Genomic DNA, 20,780 nt, shown 5'->3' on the forward strand with positions numbered 1-20,780 from the left:
GTGCGCCTTCAGGCCGGTTCGAAGGCCGGATAGTTGAACTTTTCCGAAAGGCGCTCGAACATCAGCTTGACGGGCATGCCGACCTTCACGTCCTCGCCTTTCACGTTGAACAGATTGGCGAGGATGCGGACGCCCTCCTCCAACTCCACATAAGCGCAGATGTACGGAACACGGTCTTCGTGGCCCGGCCACGCAGCGACGCTCACGGTGTACGAATACACCGTACCGCGACCCGAGGCCTGGCGCCACTCGACGTTGCGCTTGCCGCTGTAGATGCTGCCTGCGCGGGGAAACCACTGGTACTTTCCGCTGTCCTTGCAGTATTGCAACAGCAGCTTTCCCTCGTTGGCCGCCTCCCAGAACGGCGTCGTCTTCGTGTAGATGTCGGGCCGCGGCAGTGGGCGCACGGGCTTCTTGGGTTCTGTCTTCGCTTCGCTCATGTCATTGCTCCAGGATCAGCACGTTGGAACAGCTCCAGTTCTTGGCATACGGAATCGAACCGATGCCAGTCACCATCGCATTGCGCGGGTCGCTCACCTGGCGTTCGCCCGCCTCGCCGAACATCTGCCGGACGGCTTCAACCAGGTTGAGGCCGCCGCCCGCGAGACCCGGTTGTCCTGCCGAGATCTGGCCGCCGCCCGTATTCAGGGGCAGCTTGCCCTTGTGGCTCAAGTCGGTATTCAGAATGAAGTCCGATCCCTCGCCCTTGCCGCAAAAGCCGATCTGCTCGAGCTGCAGCATGATGGCAATCAGGAAGTCGTCGTAAGGGTGGAACATCCGGACATCCTGGGGAGTCATGCCGGCTTGAGCCAGCGCGCGTGGGCCTGCCACCGTGAAGCCGCTCTCCGTGATGTCGGCCAGTAGGTCGTCCACCTTGTAGTTGGTGACCTCGCCGTAACCCACCGGATAGACGGCCTTCTTCAAGCCCAGGCGTTTCGCGTTCTCCGTGGACGTCACGAGCACGCCATTGGCGCCGTCGCACACCATCACGCTGTCCAGAACGCGCAACGGGGTAGAAACGAACTTCGAATCGAGATACTCCTTCTCCGTCAGCGGCGCCTTGAGCTTTGCGGTGGCGTTCGGATTCATCAGCCCATGGTTGCGCTGGGTGACGGCGAGCTTCGCCAGCGCTTCGTACTTCAGCCCATACTGATGCTCATAGCGCTGCATCAGCATGCCAAACACGCCGGTGGGCCCGCGCAGGCCGACGGGGTACTGGAACTCCCAGCGCGGCCCACCCTGCTCTGTCGGAGGGTAGCTGGACTGCGCGTCGGAAGCGACCACCAGCACGGTTGTGCACAGGCCGTCGCGAATGGCGGAGGCGGCACGGATGATGCCGGCCGCGGTCGACGCACCGCCCATACCGTTGATCTGAGTCCAGTTCGTCTGCAGGCCGAGATGCTCAGCGAGGAACACCGCCCAGAACGGGTTGCTCGTCTCGCTCATGGTCTCGGACACGCAGATCCCGTCGATCTCGGACTTCTCGACACCGGTCTGGTTCAAGATCTGCTCAAGCACTTCGCTCGCCAAGTCGTACGAGCTGCGCCCTCCGCGCAGCACGATGGGCGTTTCGCCGTAGCCGACGATTGCGACATCCTTCTTCTTTGCCATGATTTGCTCCTTCAACGGCCGACGAAGTTGGCGACGCGCCTGTCCTTGAACGCGGCCAGACCCTCTTCCTTGTCGGTCGAGAACGCCAGAGCGAAAAAGGAGTCGGCTTCGATGTTCATGCCTTCCGAAAGCGCTGCGTCAAAGCCCCGCTCGACGGCCTGCTTGCTGAACATCACGGACAGCGGTGCCTGGGCCGCAATGGACTTGGCGAGTTCACGCGCCTTCTCGATGGCCTTGCCCTTTTCCGCAACGTGGTTGACGATGCGAAGGCCCAGCGCTTCCTGCGCGGAGAGGCGGCGCCCCGTCCACATCAGCTCCTTGGCCAACGGTTTTCCCACCAGGCGCGGGAGCGTTTGCGTTCCAGCACCGCCGGGCATCAGACCCAGTTTGGCTTCCGGAAGGCCGAACTGTGCGCCCTCCGCAGCAACGACGATGTCGCACAGGAGCGCCAGCTCGAACCCCCCACCCAGTGCGAAGCCCTCGACGACCGCGATGACTGGCTTGGTGACTTCCGGCAGCGCGCGGAACATCTGATTTACCTTGCGATTGCGCTTGCGGCGACGCCAGAGCTCGTAGATCTCGTCGGGGTTCAGCTTCTGCTCGCTCGTGTCCACGCCGGTGCAGAAGGCCTTCTCCAGACCCTTGATCAGGATTGCGCGGCAGCTACGGTCGGCCTCCGCCAGCTCGATCTGCTCCAGGATTTCGACGGCGGTCTGCTCGCGGATGGCATTGAGCTTGTCGGGACGGTTGATGGTGATTTCGAGCCACTGCTCGTTGCGCTCGACGATGATGTCTTGCATGGGATTCCTTTACGGGTTCGGTTGCACTTGAAGCGTCGGCCGAACTTTAAGTCTCAATCGCACGAACGTGCGATGAGAAAGATTCGCGCGGCGTGAGTTTTCTTGATGGGGTGAATCGTCGACCGCCGCGATACAGCCGTCCAATACAAACTCGTGAAACCTGCGATCACGTCGCGGCATGAGTTTTCGGTGCCGCAGCAGCCGATCGGCACCTGAACGGGCGCTCCTTCGTCGACATGCGCAGCTGCACGGCCAACTCAAAATGCCGGCAAATTCACACCGGAGGCGGAACCCAGGCCGCAAATTCCTCGAAGGCGAGACGCGGCGATTCGATCGCATTGACCGGGGCTGCGGGGTCCTCGTAGCCGATCGCCATTCCGCAGAACAACAGCCACTCGGTGGGCGCGGACACGAAGGCGCGCACCGTGCGGTGGTAGAGCGACCAAGCCTCCTGCGGACAGCTGTGCAAGCCGTGCTCACGCAAGAGCAGCATCACCGTCTGCAGATACACGCCAAGGTCGGCCCACTGCGGCGGGCCCATTTGCCTGTCCACGAAGCAGAGCACGGCGGCAGGGGCGCCGAAGAAATCGAAGTTGCGCACGAATTGCCCGCGTCGGCCGGGGGCGTCGTCCCGCGCCACCCCGATGGATGCGTACAGGCGCTCGCCGATGTCGAAACGGCTGGTGCGGTAAGGCTCGCCAAGCCCCTTCGGATAGATCTCGTACTCGAACGGAGCCTCGCCTTCCGGCGCTTCGCGCACGCGCGACCGCATCACCGCCTTGAAGGCGCACATCGCCTCGCCGGAAAGGAGGCGCAATCGCCAGGGCTGTAGGTTTCCGCCCGAAGGGGCTCTGGCCGCCAAGGTCAGCACCTCCTCGAGGAGCGGCCGCGGCACATCCTGGTCGAGGAAAGCGCGAACGCTCCTGCGCGAGCGGACGGCCTGCGCTACGGACAAAACGGAGGAGTCATGCATGCGGATTCGTTTGCTCATTTTTCAAGAGAACAGCCAGCTTCGTTCAGAGCGAATCGAGTTTGCGCCGAACGCGCGACAAGAAAGACTCATGGAGCATGAGATTTCTTGACGCGCTCAACTGTCCCGGCATTGCTGCCTGCTGTTCCAATGGGGATTTCTTGCTCGCGGACATGCTCGAATCAAGATGCTCTGCATGGCTCGGTGACCGACATTTGGTGGCATGTAGGCGTGCCTCGTACCTCGCTGCCCCACTCAATTCGCCTTTGAAGGATGACGAATGTTGCGTACCCTTTTGAATTCCAAGATCCACCGGGTCACAGTGACACACTGCGAGTTGCACTACGAAGGATCCTGTGCAATCGACGAGAACCTTCTGGAAGCCGCAGGCATTGTCGAGAATGAGCAGATCCACGTCTGGAACATCGACAATGGCGAGCGCTTCGTCACCTACGCGATAAAGGGCCAGCGTGGCTCCGGAATGATCTCGGTGAACGGCTCCGCCGCGCGACGGGCAGCAGTTGGCGACCTGATCATCATCGCCACCTTCGCACAGGTCAGCGAAACAGACGCACCAGCGCACAAGCCTAGACTGGTGTTCGTGGACGAGGCGAACCGCCAGGTTGGCGAGCGGCAATTCGTTCCCGTTCAGCAGCAATGACTACGGACGGGCCACGAGCGCGACACGCTCAACATCCATACCGCGCGCAGGCCGCACTCGCGGCACCCGCGACAGTGGCGAACAGGGACCGAAGCTAGGAGTTCTGCAGGCCTTGCACTTTTGCGGAGAGCCACAGCTGGACCTCTGGCGAAACGAACTTGTCGACCTCACCGCCAAGCATCGCCGCCTCTCGCACAAACGTGCTGCTAATGAATTGATACTTGTCGCTGGGGGTAAGGAAGACGGTCTCTACCTCAGGCATCAAGCACCGGTTCATCCCAGCCAGCTGGAACTCGTAGTCGAAGTCAGTTACCGCGCGCAAGCCCCGAACCATTGCCTTGCCACCGCACGCGACGACAAAATCCCGCAACAGCCCGGAGAAGCTCTCCACCTCCACCTGCGGATAGCTCTCTGCCATTTGGCGGGCCATATCGATGCGCTCCGGTAGCGTAAACATCGCATTCTTGTGGTGGCCGGCGGCCACAGCGACGATCACCCGGTCGAACAATTGGGTCGCGCGACGCACCACGTCCTCATGCCCGAGCGTCATGGGATCAAAGGTGCCGGGGTAGACGGCGATCAGGGGGCAGGATCTGGTCATGGTGCATTTCCGATGTGCAGCCGGCGAACCGACGTTTCGCGTCGATCATCGGCAAACCACTGCCGCGTCGCTGTGCGCAAGGCGAAGGCAAGTCTGGTCGACCGGACTTTACCTGCTCAGGGGTGTGAGTAAATCTCTCACGGCGAGATCCCATCGTTCAGGAGGAAGCACGCGCCCGCAAAGTATGAAATTCACTCACGGGGATGAAGGCTCACGACAAGCCAGGAGTGATCCGCCCGTAGCATTCAGCCTTGCCAGAAGCGCCACCAGCGCCGCAGAGCAGGTGATGTAGCCAAGGGTGTCCCCAGTCGGTCGCTCAACGGCATCGGTCCTCGATTGCGGCGACGAAGCTCTGTCTCGTGCTCATGGGCATAGCCCCTGGCATGCAGCACACCCTGCAAGGCCAGCCGACGCCACGCGCGCGCCCGCTCCTGCAGGTCGGCATCGGAAAGTTCGCCGAGTTGAGTCATCGGTTAATTTTTCCGCCGAACCACCCGCTTGCGAGTGATTTCACACAGCAGACGCCAAATGAAAACTTCAGCTGTAGCGCTTCTCGAGCGTGTCCCAGTGCGGCTTATCCACCAGTCTCTGGCGCTCGGCAAATGGCGTCACGAGTCCGCTGGACTCCTGCACTTCCTTCTCATCCCGCAGCACAGCCAACGCCTTCTGCATCCCGGCCAGGGCTCCCTGAAGCGCCGCATTCGCGTACAGCACGATGCCATAGCCCATCTCGGCTAGTTCGTTCGCATTGAAGATCGGAGTCTTGCCCCCGATCACCATGTTCATCAGTTGGGGACTGCCCAGCCGCAGTGGCAGCGCGCGAATCTCGGCCGCTGTGGTTACGGCCTCGACGAACAGAATATCTGCGCCGGCTTCCGCGAATCTCTGGGCACGCTCCACAGCGGCCTCGAAGCCGTGGGTGGCAGCCGCATCCGTTCGGGCCATGATCATGAGATCGGAGTCCCGGCGCGCATCGACAGCAGCCTTGATCTTGCTTACTGCCTCTTCGGTCGAGATCACCTCCTTGCCCGAAAAATGGCCGCAGCGCTTAGGGGCGACCTGGTCCTCGAACTGGATGCAGTCCGCGCCGGCACGCTCCAGTGTGCGCACCGTGTGATGCACGTTGAGCGCGTTGCCGAATCCTGTATCGGCATCGACGATCAACGGCACCGACACGGCATCGCGGATGCGCGCTGTGTGATCGGCAATTTCCGACAATCCCATGAAACCCTGGTCCGGCATGCCGAACCACATGTTGGTGACACCGGCGCCGGTGACGTAGATGGCCTCGAAGCCCAGATCCTCGATCACCTTGGCAGACAGGGCATTGAAAGCGCCCGGCACCAGCATCCCACGTCGAGCTTCGACCAGGGACTTGAGTTGTTTGCGAGTTGACATTTTGTTTCTCTGTGTTCAGAAGCTGTCGCCGGGCACACGGACCCAGCCTTCCATCAGTACTCGCGCACTGCGGCCCATCAAAGCCTTGGTCACTTTCCATTGGCCGTCGATCTGCTCGGCATGGGCGCCCACGCGCAGCGTGCCCGAAGGGTGGCCGAAGCGCACCGCTTGACGAGTGCCTCCGCCGGCAGCGATGTTGACCAAGGTGCCGGGAATGGCAGCGGCCGTCGCGATGGCCACGGCCGCCGTGCCCATCATCGCGTGGTGCAGCTTGCCCATGGAGAGCGCACGCACGAGCAAGTCGACTTCCTCGGCCTTCACGGCCTTGCCGCTCGAGGCAACGTAGTCGGAAGGCTGTGCAACGAAGGCGATCTTGGGTGTGTGCTGCCGCTTCAGGGCTTCGCCAGGGTCCCGGATCAACTCCATCTTCATGGCACCGTGGACGCGGATGAGCTCGAATCGCACCAGCGCCTTGGCGTCGCCATTGATCGCATCCTGCAGCTCGGCGCCGGTGTAGCCGATGTCCGTCGCGTTGACGAAGATGGTCGGGATGCCGGCGTTGATCAGCGTCGCCTTGAAGGTGCCGACGCCGGGGACTTCCAGGTCGTCCACCAGGCGACCGGTCGGGAACATCGCCCCTCCGCCATCGTCCCCTTCGGCGGGGTCGAGGAACTCCAATTGCACTTCGGCAGCAGGAAAAGTCACTCCGTCGAGTTCAAAATCGCCAGTCTCCTGCACCATTCCGTCGGTGATGGGCACATGGGCGACGATCGTTTTGCCGATGTTGGCCTGCCAGATGCGAACCGTGCACAACCCGTTCTCGGGAATGCGTCCGGGCGGCAGCAGGCCGTTGGCGATCGCGAACGGGCCTACGGCGGCCGACAAGTTTCCACAGTTGCCTGACCAGTCCACGAAAGCGCTGTCGACAGACACCTGGCCGAACAGATAGTCCACGTCGTGATCGAGTCGCGAGGATGCCGCCACGATGACCGTCTTGGAGGTGGATGAGGTCGCCCCGCCCATGCCGTCGATCTGCTTGCCATAGGGATCGGGGCTGCCGATCACGCGCAGGAGCAGCTTGTCACGTGCCGGGCCGGGGCGTTGCGCGACCTCGGGCAGGTCCTGCAGGCGGAAGAACACGCCCTTGCTGGTGCCGCCGCGAAGATAAGTGGCGGGAATCCTGATCTGGGGTTGGAATGACATGGCGATGCTCCTCACGCGGCCGGCTTGCGCTCGGCCAGAAAATCCTGAGCGAAGCGCTGCAGCACGCCCCCTGCCTCGTAGATCGAGACTTCCTCGGCAGTGTCCAGCCTGCAGCTGACGGAAACTCGCAGCGATTCGCCCTTCGCTCGGTGGATGACGAGAGTCAACTCGGCTCGCGGCGCGCGTTGGCCAATCACGTCGTAGGTCTCAGTGCCGTCCAGCCCCAGCGTCAACCGGCTGATGCCGGGTTTGAACTCCAGCGGCAGCACGCCCATGCCGATCAGGTTGGTGCGGTGGATGCGCTCGAAGCCCTCGGCCACCACCGTCTCTACGCCGGCCAGACGCACGCCCTTGGCGGCCCAGTCGCGCGACGAGCCTTGGCCATAGTCGGCGCCTGCAATGACGATCAGCGGTTGCTGTCGATCCATGTAGGTTTCGATAGCCTCCCACATGCGCACGACCTTGCCTTCAGGCTCAACGCGGGCAAGCGAACCGGACCTCACCTGCCCTTTCGCGTCGCGCACCATCTCATTTCTGAGCGTGGGGTTGGCGAAGGTGGCACGCATCGCGGTGAGGTGATCGCCGCGATGGGTCGCGTAGGAATTGAAGTCTTCCTCGGGCAAGCCCATCCTTTCCAGGTACTCGCCGGCGGCCGAGTCGGGCAGGATGGCGTTGGAGGGCGACAGGTGGTCGGTTGTGATGTTGTCCGACAAAAGGGCCAGCGGACGCATTCCCTGGAGGGTCCGCGGGTTCGCCGCGAGTGCCCCGACGCCCTCGGTATCCCAGTAGGGAGGACGGCGGATATAAGTAGACATCGGCCGCCAATCGTACTGGGCGCTCACCGCTTCGCCGCCATCGGCGCGAATGGCGAACATGGGTTCGTAGACCTGACGGAACATCGCGGGCTTCACACTGGCCCGGACCACGGCATCGATCTCCTCATCGGCCGGCCAGAGGTCCTTCAGCCGGATCTCCCGGCCGTCTACAACGCCCAGCACGTCTCGCTCGATGTCGAAGCGCATCGTGCCTGCAATGGCGTAGGCCACGACCAGAGGCGGCGATGCCAGGAAGGCCTGCTTCGCGTAGGGGTGAATGCGGCCGTCGAAGTTGCGGTTGCCGGACAGCACGGCGGTCGCGTACAGATCGCGGTCGATGATCTCCTGCTGGATCTCCGGATCCAACGCGCCCGACATGCCATTGCAGGTCGTGCACGCAAAGGCCACGATGCCAAAGCCGAGCTTCTCCAGTTCAAGCAGCAGGCCGGCCTCTTTCAGATAGAGCTCCACGGTTTTCGAACCGGGCGCCAGTGAGGACTTCACCCAGGGCTTGCGAACGAGCCCCAGCCGGTTGGCGTTGCGCGCCAGCAGGCCCGCCGCGATCACGTTGCGCGGGTTGCTGGTGTTGGTGCAACTGGTGATGGCCGCGATGATCACGGCACCGTCTGGCATCAGGCCCTCGGCCTCCTGCGCGCGCGCCTCGTCCAGGCCGACGGCGATGCCGCGCTCAGCCAGGTCGGAGGTGGGCAGGCGCCGATGCGGATTGGAAGGGCCCGCCATGGCGCGCACGACGGTCGAGAGGTCGAACTGCAGCACTCGCTCGTACGAAACATCCCGCAGCGTGTCGGCCCAAAGGCCCGCCAACCTGGCGTAGCTCTCGACCAGTTGGACTTGTGCCTCCTCGCGGCCCGTCAGGCGTAGGTATTCGAGCGTCTGCTCGTCGATGTAGAACAGCGCGGCCGTCGCGCCGTACTCGGGGCACATGTTGGAGATGGTCGCACGATCGCCGATGGTCAGGCTGCGTGCACCCTCGCCGAAGAACTCGAGATAGGCCCCAACCACCTTTTCCTTGCGCAGGAACTCCGTCAGTGCCAGCACGATGTCAGTCGCGGTCACCCCCGGCTGCCGCCGCCCGCTCAGTTCCACACCAACGATGTCGGGCAGACGCATCCACGAGGCGCGGCCCAACATCACGTTCTCCGCTTCCAGGCCGCCGACCCCCACGGCGATGACGCCGAGCGCATCGACATGCGGCGTGTGGCTGTCCGTGCCCACACAGGTATCGGGAAACGCCAGGCCATCCTGCACGTACACCACGGGTGACATCTTCTCCAGGTTGATCTGGTGCATGATGCCGTTGCCCGCCGGGATCACCTCGACGTTCGCGAAAGCCCGCTTCGTCCAGTCGATGAAATGAAAGCGATCCTCGTTGCGTCGGTCCTCGATCGCCCGGTTCCTGGCGAAGGCATCAGGCTCGAAGCCGCCGCATTCCACGGCCAGCGAGTGGTCCACGATCAGTTGCACCGGCACCACGGGGTTGACCTGCGCCGGGTCGCCGCCCTGGGCCGCGATCGCATCACGAAGGCCCGCCAGGTCCACCAGGGCCGTCTGGCCCAGGATGTCGTGGCACACCACCCGAACCGGATACCACGGGAAGTCTCGGTCGCGCCGCCGCTCGATGATCTGCAGCAGGCACTCGTCCAGGATATCGGGCTCGCAACGACGAACCAAGTTTTCGGCATGCACTCGCGCGGTGTAGGACAGACCGTTCCACGCGCCGGGGCGCAGCGCATCGACGGCCGCGCGCGCGTCGATGTAATCCAGCGCCGTGTCGGAGAGGCGTCTTCTGTAGGGTGTGTTCATGGGGCGAGAGGAAACATGGCGGCGGTTAAGGCCTGTGGATGCATGACAGCCCGATCGCTTTCGGGCCAAAACGGAAGCTCAGCGCCGATCCTCGATCGGCACGAACTTTTGGTCCTCGGGACCTGTGTAGTTGGCGCTCGGACGGATGATCTTGTTGTCGATGCGCTGTTCGATCACGTGGGCGGCCCAGCCGCTGGTACGGGCGATCACGAAGAGTGGCGTGAACATCGCGGTTGGCACGCCCATCATGTGATAGCTCACGGCGCTGAACCAGTCCAGGTTGGGGAACATCTTCTTGACCTCCCACATCACCGATTCCAGTCGGTCGGCGATGTTGTACATCTTGGTCGAACCGGCTTCCTCCGACAGTTGCCTGGCCACGCCCTTGATGATCACGTTGCGGGGATCGCTCACGGTGTAGACCGGATGGCCGAAACCAATCACGACTTCCTTGGCTTCAACGCGCCGGCGGATGTCGGCCTCTGCCTCGTCGGGGTTGTCGTAGCGCTTCTGAATCTCGAACGCCACCTCGTTGGCGCCTCCATGCTTTGGCCCGCGCAGCGCACCGATCGCGCCGGCGACGGCCGAGTACATGTCGCTGCCGGTGCCGGCAATCACACGCGCCGTGAAGGTTGAGGCGTTGAACTCATGCTCGGCGTACAGGTTCAGCGAGGTATGCATCGCGCGCACCCACGCCTGTGCGGGCTTCACGCCGTGCAGCAGGTGCAGGAAATGGCCGCCGATCGAATCGTCTTCGGTCTCCACCTCGATGCGTTTGCCCTGGGTGCTCCAGTGATACCAGTACAGCAGCATGGATCCCAGCGACGCCATCAGGCGATCGGCGATGTCACGCGCACCGGGCAGGCTGTGGTCATCCTTCTCCGGCAGGATGCAGCCCAGCGCCGAAACGCCGGTTCGCATCACGTCCATGGGTTGTGCGCCGGCGGGTAGTTTCTCGAGTGCCTCCTTCACGCTGGCAGGCAAACCGCGCATGGCGCGCAACCTTGCCCTATAGGCCTTGAGTTCCGGGCCGCTCGGAAGCTTGCCGTGCACGAGCAAGTGCGCGATCTCTTCGAATTCGCAGACTTCCGCGATGTCGAGGATGTCGTAACCGCGGTAGTGCAGGTCATTGCCGGTGCGCCCGACGGTACAGAGCGCGGTATTGCCTGCCGTCACGCCGGACAGAGCGACGGATTTCTTCGGCTTGAAGGACGCGGTAGGGGCTTCGGTCATCGCAAGGCTCACTTTCGATCTCGTGTTGTGTTTGCAATCTTCGCAGCGGACAATGAGGCTGACTAGTGTTGAATTGGCGTAGATTTGTGAAAGCCTTTCAGCCAAGTTGCAATGTTTGCGAAGTACCACTCACGATGCACAAGACATTCATGGGCGTGCGCCTCAAGACTCTGCGGGAGCAGCGCGGACTGACACAGGCCGCCCTGGCGCAGACACTTGGCCTGTCACCCAGCTACTTGAATCAGATCGAGAACAACCAACGGCCCCTGACGGTGCCGGTATTGCTGCGGCTGCAATCAAGCCTTGGGGTCGACCTGCAGTTCTTCTCGGAAGATGAAGAGGCCCGCCTCATCTCGGAACTACGGGAAGTGGTGGCCGAGGCTGGTGCGCAAGAGCCTGTTTCCATGGCCGAGGTGCAAGCCATGGTCGGTCAATTGCCAGCCATGGCGCAGGTCCTGGTGCGTCTGCACAAGCGTTGCCGGAATGCCGAGGAACGCCTGATGCTCCTGGCCGACGGCATTGACGGCGATCACAATCCCCAGCGCTCCGCGATGCCGTTGCAGCCCTACGAAGAGGTGCGCGATTTCTTCTATGAACGGCACAACCATATGGCGGTGCTAGACGAACGCGCAGAGCAGCTGTTCGAACAATTGCACCGCGATGCCAACGCCGAGCGAGCGAGCAAAATCACCGACGAAGGCGCTCCCATCGCCGGAGGCGACTTGGTCGCGTTGCTGGAACGGCACCTGTCCAAACGGCATGGCGTCTCCACAATCAACGCACGCCGTAGCGGCAACGACGCCGAGGTCGTCCGTGCATTTGACCCTTCAAGCCGCACCTTGAGCCTCTCGGCCGACATAGAGCCAGGCCAACGGGCATTTCAACTCGCCACACAGATCGCGCGACTCGATGCGGCCGATCTGATCGAATCGTTCGCAACCCATGAAAGCTTTGGCAGCGACGAAGCCCGCGCGCTGGCCCGCATCGGCTTTGCCAGCTACTTTGCGGGCGCCCTGCTGCTGCCCTATCGCCGCTTCCTGGCCGAGGCGGAAGCCTTGCGCTATGACATCGACCTGCTCAGCCAGCACTTCAGAGTGAGCTTTGAAACCGTGTGCCACCGCCTCTCAACCATGCAGCGACCGGACGCGAAGGGAATTCCGTTCTTCTTCGTGCGCGTGGACCGCGCCGGCAACATCTCCAAGCGCCAATCCGCCACGGACTTCCACTTCTCGCGCACGGGCGGCACCTGCCCACTGTGGAATGTGTACCAGGCATTCGCCCAGCCCGGTGAGATCCTGACGCAACTCGCGCAGATGCCCGACGGGCGTACCTACTTGTGGATCGCGCGGTGCATATCACGCCGGCGAGGGGGGTTCGCAGCGCCCGCGCGCACCTTTGCCGTCGCGTTGGGATGCGACGTGCGGCACGCTCACCGGCTCGTGTACGCAACCGGACTCGACCTCCGAGATCCTACAGCCGCAACGCCGATCGGTGCCGGCTGCAAGGTCTGTGAGCGCGAGGACTGTGCCCAGAGGGCGTTCCCAGCCATCGGCCGAGAGCTTCAGGTCAACGAGAACGTGCGCCAGTTCGCACCGTATGCCAACGCGCCTCAGACAGAGCCCAAAGCGATGCGCACGGTGCGACCGGAGCCACTTGCACGCAGGCAACGCACCTGAGAAGCACGACTGGATTGCTCCAAAGTCTGCTCCTTGCTCTCTGCAAGTGCCCGGGAGATTGGATGCCGCGCACGCTCCTACCGCTCGCCTCAGGTCAGCTCCGCAAGCGCTTCACTGACACCTTGCTCCCGCAACGGAGAGTCCGCGCCGTTCCGATGCAGCGCCGCGTCGGAAGGCACCGGCGTTGCGCAGTCCTTGTGGATGACCCCATCCTTCATCACGAGCTGAATCTTCGCCGGGTCCGTCAACAGCGCGAGATTCTTGAGGGGATCGCCATCCACCAGAACGATGTCGGCCAAGCAGCCCGCTTTCAGTTGGCCGAGTTCGTCGGGCCTTTGCATGATCTGGCCGCCGAGCTGAGTTGCAGCGAGCAAGGCCTCCTTGGGCGTCATGCCGATGTAGTCGACAAAGTACTGGAGATCGTTGGCATTGGTGCCGTGCGGCATCCATGCAAAGCCATAGTCGCCGCCCGGAAGGATGCGGATTCCGCGCTTGTGCATTTCGCGCAGCGAGGCTGACGCAATTTCCAGTTCCCGCTTGTAGCCCATCTGCGTGGCCACGGCCTCGGTAATTCCGTATTCGGCGGCGTTGTAAGTGGTACGGATCAACCAACCGATGCCCGGTGCGACAAAGTGCTTGTCCTTCGCGGCTTCGAGCATGTCCAGCGCCTCGGCATCAGCAAAACTGGCGTGGTAGACCATTTCGATGCCGTGGCGCACGCACTGCTTGACCGATTCGCTGGACCGGGCGTGCGCTGCCATGCGCTTGCCATAGCGCTTGGCCTCCTGCGCCAGCATTGCCACCTCGTCCTCAGCAAACGGGGACATCTCCGCCGGCAGGCCCGCGATGTACTCACCGGAAAGGTTGATCTTCAAATGGTCGACGCCATACTTGATGAAAGTACGCGCCGATCTGCGGATTTCCTCGGGTCCGCTGCAGACGCTGCCGAAGCTCAGCTCCTCGAACTTCATGTGCGGCAGCGTGTTGTCCCCGAGCGCGCCGATCGTCGTGATTTCCTGGCTGCCCGCGAGATAGCGCGGGCCGGGAAACTCCCCGGCGTCGATGGCATTGCGCAGCACCACGTCGAGCCGCGGCTTGGCGGCCGCCGCGCCGATGGCGGAAGTCCAGCCCATGTCCAGATAGCGCTTGGCTACCCGTACACACCAGAGCATGTGCTCCTCGGGCGGCATGAATTGGATCGCGGCGAGCGAAGGCTGGTCATTCCATGAGAAATGCGTGTGCGCCTCGGTCATGCCGGGCATGAGGAAGCGGCCCCTGCCCTCGATCACTCGGGCGTCGTCGGTGCTGACTTTCTGCGGTGCGCGCGCAACTTCGAGGATGCGCTTTCCTTCGACAAGAACATCGCCCACATAGGGGTCCTCGCCGGTGCCATCGAAGATGCGGACATTGGTGAATGCAGTGCGGGTCATGACATGTCTCCTCCGGTCGTGGATGCCGGAAATGGTGGATGAAACCTAAGAACCTGGAAAAAAATCAACGCAACGATGCATGGAACCGTTCGAGTTCCTGCATGCAGCGTTGCGGCTTCTCGAAGGTCGTCCAGTGGCCGCAGCCGTCGAAGACCACCTGTCGCGATCCGGCAATGCGTGCAGCCATCACAGCGACATTGGCTGGCGGTGCGACGCCGTCCTGATCGCCGGTCACGAGCAAGGCGGGTACGCCGATCTGTTCGATCTCCGCCGACTGCGCGGCAGCCAGCGCCTCGCAGCTTTGCGCATATCCCTCGGGAGGCTGACGCATCACGCTTTCACGCACCAACGCGAGCACTGCGGGCTGCCCGGCCTTCGTCTCCCGGCTGGTGGCTCCTTTCACGATGGCATCGGCAATCTCCTGCATCGCCGCCACCCCGCCACGCGCGGCCGCCGCGCGCGCCAGGATGTTCGGCCTGGCCGCGTCAGGCGGCGCAACCAGTGGGCCGAAAAGCGCCAGCGACTTGACCTTGGCGGGATTGCGAACTGCGAGGTGCTGTGCAACGATGGTCCCGAGCGAGTGCGCGGCGACATGCACCGTCTTGATGCCAAGCGCCGAGAGCAAGGCTTCGAGCTGCAATGCGTAGCCTTCGATCGAGAGCGGCTCCTGCAAGAGCGGTGAGCGGGCACTGCCGGGCAAGTCCGGCCGGATCACCTTGAAATCTGACAACGCTGCAAGAAGCGGCGTCCAAGTGTTCGACGAGCCGCCGAGCCCGTGGATGCACAGCAGTGCATCACCGTCGCCATCGATCTCGACGGCCAGACCACGGATGAGTTGTGTCGCCATGGTGCGGCTCAGACGAACTTGTTCTCGATGATGCCGAGGCCATCGATCTCGACGCGCACCACATCACCAGACTTCAAGTACTGCGGCGGCGTCATTCCCATGCCGACTCCTGCCGGCGTGCCGGTGGCGATCACGTCGCCCGGATACAGCATGATGCCGCGCGAAATGGTTTCGATCAGCGTCGGAATGTCGAAGATCATGTTCTCCGTGGGGCCATCCTGACGCAACTCACCGTTGACCCAGCAGCGCACGCGCGTCTTGGTGCCGTCGAATTCGTCCGCTGTCGCGACCCAAGGCCCCATCGGGCAGAAGGTGTCGAAGGACTTGCCGAGGTCCCACTGCCCGTGACGGATCTGCACGTCGCGCGCCGTCACGTCGTTGATCACCGTGTAGCCGAAGACATGGTCCATCGCCGCAGCACGCGTGATGTTCTTGCCGCCCTTGCCGATGATGACGGCGAGCTCGGCCTCGTAGTCGATCTGGGTCGAGACCTCGGCGGGAACCAGCACGTCGTCATGCGGACCGACCACGCATTCCGGTACCTTGGTGAAAACGATCGGCCACTCGTCGGTCTTGGCGCTGTTGTCCTTGAAGACCGAGGCCGAGAGTTCCTTGGCGTGCGCGTGATAGTTGCGCCCAACACACCAGAGATTGCGGCGCGGCTTGGGCAGCGGCGCGTCGAGCGTTACTTCGGCCATCTTGACTTTGGGGCCGCTCGACGAAGGCAGCGCGCCGCCCCCGGCCACTGTTTCGATGATGCTCAAGATGCCCGCATCCGACTGCGCGGACGATAGGTCGAGGGGCTGGATTGACAGTCCGTCGCCGGAAACCACGCCCACTTTCCGGGTGCCGTCGATGATGAAGGTTGCGATGCGCATTTCGGTTTGCTCCTGGGATTTGCCTTGCTGGCCGCGGCGCCGATGGACGTGCCGCAGGGACGGATCAACTGTAGAAAAAAGAGCCTTCGAGGGCTTATCGAAGCATCCGGCGACGTATCGGGGAGTCAGGTGAAGTGCTAGGGAGTTACCCGGGGACGGCTCCCTGCCAGACCGGTCCGGACGAACAATTGCGCCTTTGACCCATGATTCAAGGACCCGAAAGATGTCGGAGGCATACGCACTGCACGAAGGGGCGTTCGGTACGGCGATCGTTCTGGAATCACGTGCGAACCTGGTCGCGCACGCGCATTCAGAATCGCAGCTTGCACTGTGGCTCGGCGGCACGCGCGCCGTCGCCCACGTGGGTAGCGAAGTCGTGCCCTATGGCGAAGACGTCGCGCTCGGCGTCAATGCCTTCGAAGCGCACGACATGGTCATGGAAAGCAGCGGCGGCTCCTGCCTCTTCCTGGTCTTCATGATCTCGCGGCAATGGCTGGACGATCTTGGAAACGCAAAGGGACGAAGCTTTCGGTTTCCGTCGCCTCGCGTTCCAATCAACGGCGTGCTTCGCCGCTCGTGCTGGCGTGTGCTCGACCTGATCATCTCCGCGCAAGAGGCCCATTCGGCAGTGGACAGCGAGGTGGAACGGCTGCTGGAGGCGGCGATTGCGACTTCGGCCGCCGGCGCCGACGACACGCCTGCCGGCGTCATGATGCTCGACCAGCGGCTACGCCGAGCGATCTCATATATGCGAGAGCATGTCTCCGAGATCACCACCATTGACGAGATCGCCGCCAAGGTGGGGCTCTCGCGCGGTCACTTCTTCGCCCTGTTCCGGGACCAGCTCAACACGACGCCGCAGGTCTTCTGGAGCGGCGTGCGCGTCGAGGAAGCTATGCGTCGCGTGGCCGAAGGCAGCGCTTTGACCCAAGTGGCGCTGGATCTCGGCTTCTCTGCGCCTGGAAACTTTTCTCGCTTCTTCAAGGAGCACACCGGGGTCTCGCCATCGATCTTCAAGCGGGCAGCGCGAGAGCCTATGCCAGTAACCGTGACTGGAATTCCGCGGGAGCCAAAAATCTAGCTGCATGCGTGCGCATCACGCTGGGGCAGGTTGCCCCGCCGCTCCAGCCAAGACATCACCCTTCCGCAAGTCTTGCTCTTCGGCCGTCGCTCTCAAGTCCCAAGCTCGCCCAACTCCAGACGCATGCTTGCCCCTCCAAGGTCGGATGACCCAATTTCGAGTCGCCCTTGATGGATGCGGGCCACTTCGGAGACGAGGTGCAAACCAAGGCCGGCTCCGCTCCCGCGGGCTCGAAGCCGGTAGAAAGGCTCGACGATCCGCCCGCGTTGATCCTCCGGAATGCCGGGCCCGGAATCGGACACCTCGATCGTCGCGGGTGGGTAGACGCCGACACGAATCTCGCATCCTTCGCCACCGTGTTCAATGGCGTTCTGAATCAGGTTCGCCACCGCGCGCTCAATAGAAGTCACGTCGGCGCGGACGCGTACGGCATCGGGAGCATCGACCGCAACCGAACAGCCATTCATAATTACCAGAGGGGCAAGATCACCGACCACCCGCTCACAGAGCAGCCGAAGGTCGACGGAATCGATGGATGCTGGTTCGCGTGTAAGCCTTTGAAGATCAAGCAGTTGCTCAGCCAGTGTCGTCAACCGCGTTGTAGACCGAACCAACCGCGCCTTATCCCTGGTTTCATTGGGCAAGGATTCGATCTGTATGCGCAGCGTTGCAATGGGCGTTCGCAGCTCATGTGCCGCGTCCGCCAAAAATCTTTCGTGGCGCTTGTAACCCTCGTCGAGACGGTCGAAGGCTCGGTTGACAGCCGCCACGAGCGGCTGGATCTCGGTGGCCACTTCAGTCATTGGCAAGCGCGTTTCAAGGCGATCTATGTCGATATGTTCTGCCTTGGCCGCAGTAGCCACCGTTCCCGCCAATCCGCGACGGATGACAAATGGCGTAGCCACAAGCACCACCAGTGCCGTCACAAGCATGGTGGGAGCTACCAGTACGAGGTAGGCCGTCGCTATCCATTTGAACTTGTCTACCAAAGCCAGCGGCGCACCAGCCTGCACTATGACGTTGACAGCTCCTTCATCCGTATCGATCCGCTCGAAACGAGCCACAGGCCGGCCGACAGTTTCGGCGAGATCCAACGCCGACCGTTCCTCGCCATCCAGGACTCGAAGCAACTCGACATAGCGAGGAGGGACATCACCATGCCGCAACTCGTATCCCTGCGAATTGCGCACTGCAAACCAGAGGTTCGGTGCAGCGCCCAACAACCGCTGCACTTCCGAGGCCGTTCCCAGCACAAGCTTTCCGTCGGGAGTGTGCCGAATCGACCTGCCGATGATCTGCGCCGTACGCTCCCCGCCTTCGTCCACGAGTCTTCCTACCGCGCCGAAAATCGCGATCACGCCGAGAAGCGCCAGCAAGCTTGCGACAACCTGCAGGAGGACGAGATTTCCGACCAGTCGCCAGCGCAGGGATCTTGGTTTCATGCGGAAGTTTTCAGTAGATAGCCGACCCCACGAATGGCGTGTATTTCCACGCCTGCGCCCGATCGCTCCAGCTTGGATCGAACTCTGGATACGTGGGCGTCCAAGGAGTTCGAGCGTATGTCATCCGCATCTCCATAAATGCGCTCCAGCAGCCGCTGCCGAAATACTGTACGGCCTGTCGACAGGAGAAGGGTTTCGAGCACCAGAAGCTCGCGTCGCGTCAAGGCAAGCGGTTCGTTCCCGACTTGGAACTGGCGTGATTCGTGGTCAAAATGCAGCCGCCCGGCGACGCTGATCTGCTGCGCACGCACAACGGGCCGGCGCGCGAGAGCCCGAATCCGGGCCATCAGTTCGTCGATGGAGAACGGCTTGGCCAGGTAGTCATCCGCGCCACGGTCCAGGCTGCGAACCCGCTCCGTTACCTCGCCCATCGCGGTCAAGACCAGCGCTGGCGTTGACCGGCCGGAGCTTCGAAGAAATTCAATGAGGGCAAGGCCGTCGCCATCGGGCAGGCCCCTGTCCACGATGAATATATCGTGGTCCGCATCGATTGCGAGATGCATGGCTTCACGCAATGACGAAGCGATGTCCACCACCATCGAGTGGTCATGCAGGGCGGACGCCAGCGCCTGCGCCAGATCGGAATCGTCTTCAACTACAAGGATTTTCAAGGGCGAACCATACTTTGGGTCAAACGGGGCAGGCTATCGAACCCCATCTAGGCAAACCGGAAGCCGTTTGCCCGATCGAACGTCAGTCCGCGAGTCGCCGGCCATCCAACTGCTCCGCCGGACGTCTGGAGCGAGCCAGCCCCGTGGGACGTTTCCATATCGCGCGCCCCCACGGGCTCCACGCCGCGCCCCGCGCCAAGCAGGCCACGAGTATGCCGCCGGCCACGTCGATGAAGACATGCTGGCGGGTCGCAAGCGTCGAATAGATGATAGCGAGACACCAGAACCAGTTGAAAGCTCGGACCCAGTGCGGCGAGCGAATGCTCTTCAGCTGGCTCGAAATGATGTACGCGCTGTACACGGCGAATGCCACGTGCAGCGAGGGGAATGCGTTTCCGCTGGCGTCGGACTCTTTCAGAAGGCGGAGCATCGGAACCTGGGACCAGTCAACGCTGAACGGCGGTGTGACGGTGGGAAAGAGCCAGAATGATGCGATGCCCAGGAGAGCAATGGCCAAGGCTCCCGCGGCGTAGGCGCGCAGCGCGCCTGCGTTCAACGCGAAAGCGGGGGCAAGTGACACGTAAACCCAAAGCGATACGTAAGGTACGAACGCAAACTCGTTGACGCCGATCCACTGATCGATCCACGTCATCGGCATCGTGATCGCCCGGCCCGCCGTCTCTTCCATGGTCCAGAAGTACACAGCGAAGAATGCGGCGATACCCGTGACCGTACCGATCATTTTCAGGAACCAGAGTGTCCGGATTCGAAACCAGAGGGCTCCGGTCCAGGAAAAAGGCACGTGCGCAGGTTGGATGTATTTCATCTGAGGTCCACAGGGGTCGGAGGACCATCCTATGGACCGAGATTGCGCGAACATTACGCAGATCGGCGGGCAGAAGCGGGCGGATCTGCGTAATCATCGACGCGACCCCGTCTTCAGCATCGTGGTGTGGCACCGCCAAAGCGGTGTGCAGCGATTCTCGAGCGACTTTAGCGGAGCTTGCCAAGGCCGGCGGTCTCCGTTCGCGGCCGAGCGCCGCGGACTTCGCGGCTTTGTGCCATCCACAAGCACTCCCGCCGAAATTTCCACGTACATCGACAAAGACTACGAGCGCATCGCGAAAGGCGCCAAGACTCAGATCGACCGATCGGCCACCCATAAGGAGGCGACCCTTCTCGCAATGCTCGCGTAACCCTCATAGGTAGTCTTCTCGTCTGTCTCCAACCGATTCGCAGATCGCGGATCGCGCGGCGATCTTATAAGGAGCTGAATGATGAAGTTGAAGGGCAATCTTCTAGTGCTTGCAGTTGTAGCGGCGTCGACGCTCACGTTGACAGGCTGTGCGGTGGATCGACATGAACAACGCGCGGCAATCAAGGGAGCTCTGATTGGTGCAGCTGGAGGCGCAGCGATCAGCGCAATGACAGGCGGAGATGTGGCTGCAGGCGCTGCGATCGGAGCGGCTGGTGGTGCTGCTGTAGGTGTCATAACTCATGAAGGGCGCGAACGCCGCGTCTACAACGACAGAGGTCGCCGGTACTGGCAGGACGACTACGGCCAGCGGCGCTATGTTCCCGACGGCTACCGCTAATTGAATTGAGTTGACCTGAACCCAACAGTCAGCGCAGTTCGAAC

General features: G+C 62.4%; 21 protein-coding genes. 5 read left to right on the forward strand and 16 right to left on the reverse strand.

What is annotated here, in order from left to right; all coding sequences use genetic code 11:
* Positions 1-8 precede the first annotated feature (8 nt).
* The 4 genes from EJO66_RS29010 to EJO66_RS29025 all read right to left on the reverse strand — a co-directional run bounded on the left by EJO66_RS29010 (position 9) and on the right by EJO66_RS29025 (position 3,366).
* The gene (locus EJO66_RS29010; RefSeq protein WP_125966803.1) at positions 9-440 is read right to left on the reverse strand and encodes a Zn-ribbon domain-containing OB-fold protein; all 432 of its coding nucleotides are present in this window, start codon (positions 438-440) and stop codon (positions 9-11) included.
* Position 441: 1 nt separating this feature from the next.
* A complete protein-coding gene (locus tag EJO66_RS29015; protein WP_206168902.1) occupies positions 442-1,611 on the reverse strand; it encodes a thiolase family protein in 1,170 nt (389 codons plus the stop codon).
* Between the two features lie 11 nt (positions 1,612-1,622).
* A complete protein-coding gene (locus tag EJO66_RS29020) occupies positions 1,623-2,411 on the reverse strand; it encodes an enoyl-CoA hydratase/isomerase family protein (RefSeq protein WP_125966804.1) in 789 nt (262 codons plus the stop codon).
* 274 nt (positions 2,412-2,685) lie between these two features.
* On the reverse strand, positions 2,686-3,366 hold the full coding sequence (locus tag EJO66_RS29025) for a nitroreductase (RefSeq protein WP_125966824.1): 681 nt from the start codon (positions 3,364-3,366) through the stop codon (positions 2,686-2,688).
* A 295-nt stretch (positions 3,367-3,661) separates the two neighbouring features.
* Here EJO66_RS29025 and panD point away from each other — a divergent pair, with 295 nt between their 5' ends.
* Positions 3,662-4,042 carry an aspartate 1-decarboxylase gene (panD, locus tag EJO66_RS29030; RefSeq protein WP_125966805.1) on the forward strand — a complete coding sequence of 127 codons (381 nt, stop codon included), beginning with the start codon at positions 3,662-3,664 and terminating at the stop codon, positions 4,040-4,042.
* A 94-nt stretch (positions 4,043-4,136) separates the two neighbouring features.
* Here the strand turns inward: panD and coaD are convergent, their stop codons facing one another.
* From coaD to prpC, 6 genes are all read right to left on the reverse strand, one after another.
* Positions 4,137-4,643 (reverse strand): pantetheine-phosphate adenylyltransferase, encoded by a 507-nt coding sequence (gene coaD / locus EJO66_RS29035; RefSeq protein WP_125966806.1) that lies wholly within the window; start codon positions 4,641-4,643, stop codon positions 4,137-4,139.
* 245 nt (positions 4,644-4,888) lie between these two features.
* On the reverse strand, positions 4,889-5,113 hold the full coding sequence (locus EJO66_RS29040) for a hypothetical protein (protein ID WP_125966807.1): 225 nt from the start codon (positions 5,111-5,113) through the stop codon (positions 4,889-4,891).
* A gap of 67 nt (positions 5,114-5,180) precedes the next feature.
* Positions 5,181-6,041 (reverse strand): isocitrate lyase/PEP mutase family protein, encoded by an 861-nt coding sequence (locus tag EJO66_RS29045; protein ID WP_125966808.1) that lies wholly within the window; start codon positions 6,039-6,041, stop codon positions 5,181-5,183.
* A 15-nt stretch (positions 6,042-6,056) separates the two neighbouring features.
* A complete protein-coding gene (gene prpF / locus EJO66_RS29050) occupies positions 6,057-7,244 on the reverse strand; it encodes a 2-methylaconitate cis-trans isomerase PrpF (RefSeq protein WP_125966825.1) in 1,188 nt (395 codons plus the stop codon).
* Between the two features lie 11 nt (positions 7,245-7,255).
* Positions 7,256-9,883, reverse strand: coding sequence for a Fe/S-dependent 2-methylisocitrate dehydratase AcnD (gene acnD, locus EJO66_RS29055; RefSeq protein WP_125966809.1), 2,628 nt, complete (start codon positions 9,881-9,883; stop codon positions 7,256-7,258).
* A 78-nt stretch (positions 9,884-9,961) separates the two neighbouring features.
* Complete coding sequence (gene prpC / locus EJO66_RS29060) at positions 9,962-11,116, reverse strand: bifunctional 2-methylcitrate synthase/citrate synthase (RefSeq protein ID WP_125966810.1); 1,155 nt, start codon at positions 11,114-11,116, stop codon at positions 9,962-9,964.
* 134 nt (positions 11,117-11,250) lie between these two features.
* Between prpC and EJO66_RS29065 the strand changes: the two genes are divergently transcribed.
* Positions 11,251-12,792, forward strand: coding sequence for a short-chain fatty acyl-CoA regulator family protein (locus EJO66_RS29065; protein WP_125966811.1), 1,542 nt, complete (start codon positions 11,251-11,253; stop codon positions 12,790-12,792).
* An 89-nt stretch (positions 12,793-12,881) separates the two neighbouring features.
* On the opposite strand, the gene EJO66_RS29070 is transcribed toward EJO66_RS29065, so the two are convergent.
* From EJO66_RS29070 to EJO66_RS29080, 3 genes are all read right to left on the reverse strand, one after another.
* On the reverse strand, positions 12,882-14,222 hold the full coding sequence (locus EJO66_RS29070) for a metal-dependent hydrolase family protein (RefSeq protein ID WP_125966812.1): 1,341 nt from the start codon (positions 14,220-14,222) through the stop codon (positions 12,882-12,884).
* A 64-nt stretch (positions 14,223-14,286) separates the two neighbouring features.
* Entirely contained in the window at positions 14,287-15,069 is a 783-nt protein-coding gene (locus EJO66_RS29075; RefSeq protein WP_125966813.1) for an alpha/beta fold hydrolase, read from the reverse strand.
* A gap of 8 nt (positions 15,070-15,077) precedes the next feature.
* Positions 15,078-15,947 carry a fumarylacetoacetate hydrolase family protein gene (locus tag EJO66_RS29080; RefSeq protein WP_125966814.1) on the reverse strand — a complete coding sequence of 290 codons (870 nt, stop codon included), beginning with the start codon at positions 15,945-15,947 and terminating at the stop codon, positions 15,078-15,080.
* Between the two features lie 223 nt (positions 15,948-16,170).
* On the opposite strand from EJO66_RS29080, the gene EJO66_RS29085 reads away from it, so the two are divergent.
* On the forward strand, positions 16,171-17,028 hold the full coding sequence (locus tag EJO66_RS29085; protein ID WP_125966815.1) for an AraC family transcriptional regulator: 858 nt from the start codon (positions 16,171-16,173) through the stop codon (positions 17,026-17,028).
* Between the two features lie 92 nt (positions 17,029-17,120).
* Here EJO66_RS29085 and EJO66_RS29090 read toward each other — a convergent pair whose 3' ends face one another.
* The 3 genes from EJO66_RS29090 to EJO66_RS29100 all read right to left on the reverse strand — a co-directional run bounded on the left by EJO66_RS29090 (position 17,121) and on the right by EJO66_RS29100 (position 19,967).
* Positions 17,121-18,470 carry a sensor histidine kinase gene (locus EJO66_RS29090; RefSeq protein WP_125966816.1) on the reverse strand — a complete coding sequence of 450 codons (1,350 nt, stop codon included), beginning with the start codon at positions 18,468-18,470 and terminating at the stop codon, positions 17,121-17,123.
* A complete protein-coding gene (locus tag EJO66_RS29095; RefSeq protein ID WP_125966817.1) occupies positions 18,467-19,141 on the reverse strand; it encodes a response regulator transcription factor in 675 nt (224 codons plus the stop codon). The genes EJO66_RS29090 and EJO66_RS29095 overlap by 4 nt, the downstream gene beginning before the upstream one ends.
* A gap of 82 nt (positions 19,142-19,223) precedes the next feature.
* Positions 19,224-19,967 carry a phosphatase PAP2 family protein gene (locus tag EJO66_RS29100; RefSeq protein ID WP_240648870.1) on the reverse strand — a complete coding sequence of 248 codons (744 nt, stop codon included), beginning with the start codon at positions 19,965-19,967 and terminating at the stop codon, positions 19,224-19,226.
* A 31-nt stretch (positions 19,968-19,998) separates the two neighbouring features.
* Here EJO66_RS29100 and EJO66_RS32710 point away from each other — a divergent pair, with 31 nt between their 5' ends.
* Positions 19,999-20,337 carry a hypothetical protein gene (locus EJO66_RS32710; RefSeq protein ID WP_164547934.1) on the forward strand — a complete coding sequence of 113 codons (339 nt, stop codon included), beginning with the start codon at positions 19,999-20,001 and terminating at the stop codon, positions 20,335-20,337.
* Between the two features lie 78 nt (positions 20,338-20,415).
* Positions 20,416-20,736 (forward strand): hypothetical protein, encoded by a 321-nt coding sequence (locus tag EJO66_RS32715; protein WP_164547935.1) that lies wholly within the window; start codon positions 20,416-20,418, stop codon positions 20,734-20,736.
* Positions 20,737-20,780 lie beyond the last annotated feature (44 nt).

Source organism: Variovorax beijingensis, from assembly GCF_003951285.1.
GTDB classification, from domain to species: domain Bacteria; phylum Pseudomonadota; class Gammaproteobacteria; order Burkholderiales; family Burkholderiaceae_C; genus Variovorax; species Variovorax beijingensis.

Bases quoted from the DNA above. Each gene is read 5' to 3' on its own strand.
- EJO66_RS29010 (WP_125966803.1), bottom strand. From the start codon at position 440: ATGAGCGAAGCGAAGACAGAACCCAAGAAGCCCGTGCGCCCACTGCCG.
- EJO66_RS29015 (WP_206168902.1), bottom strand. From the start codon at position 1,611: ATGGCAAAGAAGAAGGATGTCGCAATCGTCGGCTACGGCGAAACGCCC.
- EJO66_RS29020 (WP_125966804.1), bottom strand. From the start codon at position 2,411: ATGCAAGACATCATCGTCGAGCGCAACGAGCAGTGGCTCGAAATCACC.
- panD (WP_125966805.1), top strand. From the start codon at position 3,662: ATGTTGCGTACCCTTTTGAATTCCAAGATCCACCGGGTCACAGTGACA.
- coaD (WP_125966806.1), bottom strand. From the start codon at position 4,643: ATGACCAGATCCTGCCCCCTGATCGCCGTCTACCCCGGCACCTTTGAT.
- EJO66_RS29040 (WP_125966807.1), bottom strand. From the start codon at position 5,113: ATGACTCAACTCGGCGAACTTTCCGATGCCGACCTGCAGGAGCGGGCG.
- EJO66_RS29045 (WP_125966808.1), bottom strand. From the start codon at position 6,041: ATGTCAACTCGCAAACAACTCAAGTCCCTGGTCGAAGCTCGACGTGGG.
- prpF (WP_125966825.1), bottom strand. From the start codon at position 7,244: ATGTCATTCCAACCCCAGATCAGGATTCCCGCCACTTATCTTCGCGGC.
- acnD (WP_125966809.1), bottom strand. From the start codon at position 9,883: ATGAACACACCCTACAGAAGACGCCTCTCCGACACGGCGCTGGATTAC.
- prpC (WP_125966810.1), bottom strand. From the start codon at position 11,116: ATGACCGAAGCCCCTACCGCGTCCTTCAAGCCGAAGAAATCCGTCGCT.
- EJO66_RS29065 (WP_125966811.1), top strand. From the start codon at position 11,251: ATGCACAAGACATTCATGGGCGTGCGCCTCAAGACTCTGCGGGAGCAG.
- EJO66_RS29070 (WP_125966812.1), bottom strand. From the start codon at position 14,222: ATGACCCGCACTGCATTCACCAATGTCCGCATCTTCGATGGCACCGGC.
- EJO66_RS29075 (WP_125966813.1), bottom strand. From the start codon at position 15,069: ATGGCGACACAACTCATCCGTGGTCTGGCCGTCGAGATCGATGGCGAC.
- EJO66_RS29080 (WP_125966814.1), bottom strand. From the start codon at position 15,947: ATGCGCATCGCAACCTTCATCATCGACGGCACCCGGAAAGTGGGCGTG.
- EJO66_RS29085 (WP_125966815.1), top strand. From the start codon at position 16,171: ATGTCGGAGGCATACGCACTGCACGAAGGGGCGTTCGGTACGGCGATC.
- EJO66_RS29090 (WP_125966816.1), bottom strand. From the start codon at position 18,470: ATGAAACCAAGATCCCTGCGCTGGCGACTGGTCGGAAATCTCGTCCTC.
- EJO66_RS29100 (WP_240648870.1), bottom strand. From the start codon at position 19,967: ATGAAATACATCCAACCTGCGCACGTGCCTTTTTCCTGGACCGGAGCC.
- EJO66_RS32710 (WP_164547934.1), top strand. From the start codon at position 19,999: ATGGACCGAGATTGCGCGAACATTACGCAGATCGGCGGGCAGAAGCGG.
- EJO66_RS32715 (WP_164547935.1), top strand. From the start codon at position 20,416: ATGATGAAGTTGAAGGGCAATCTTCTAGTGCTTGCAGTTGTAGCGGCG.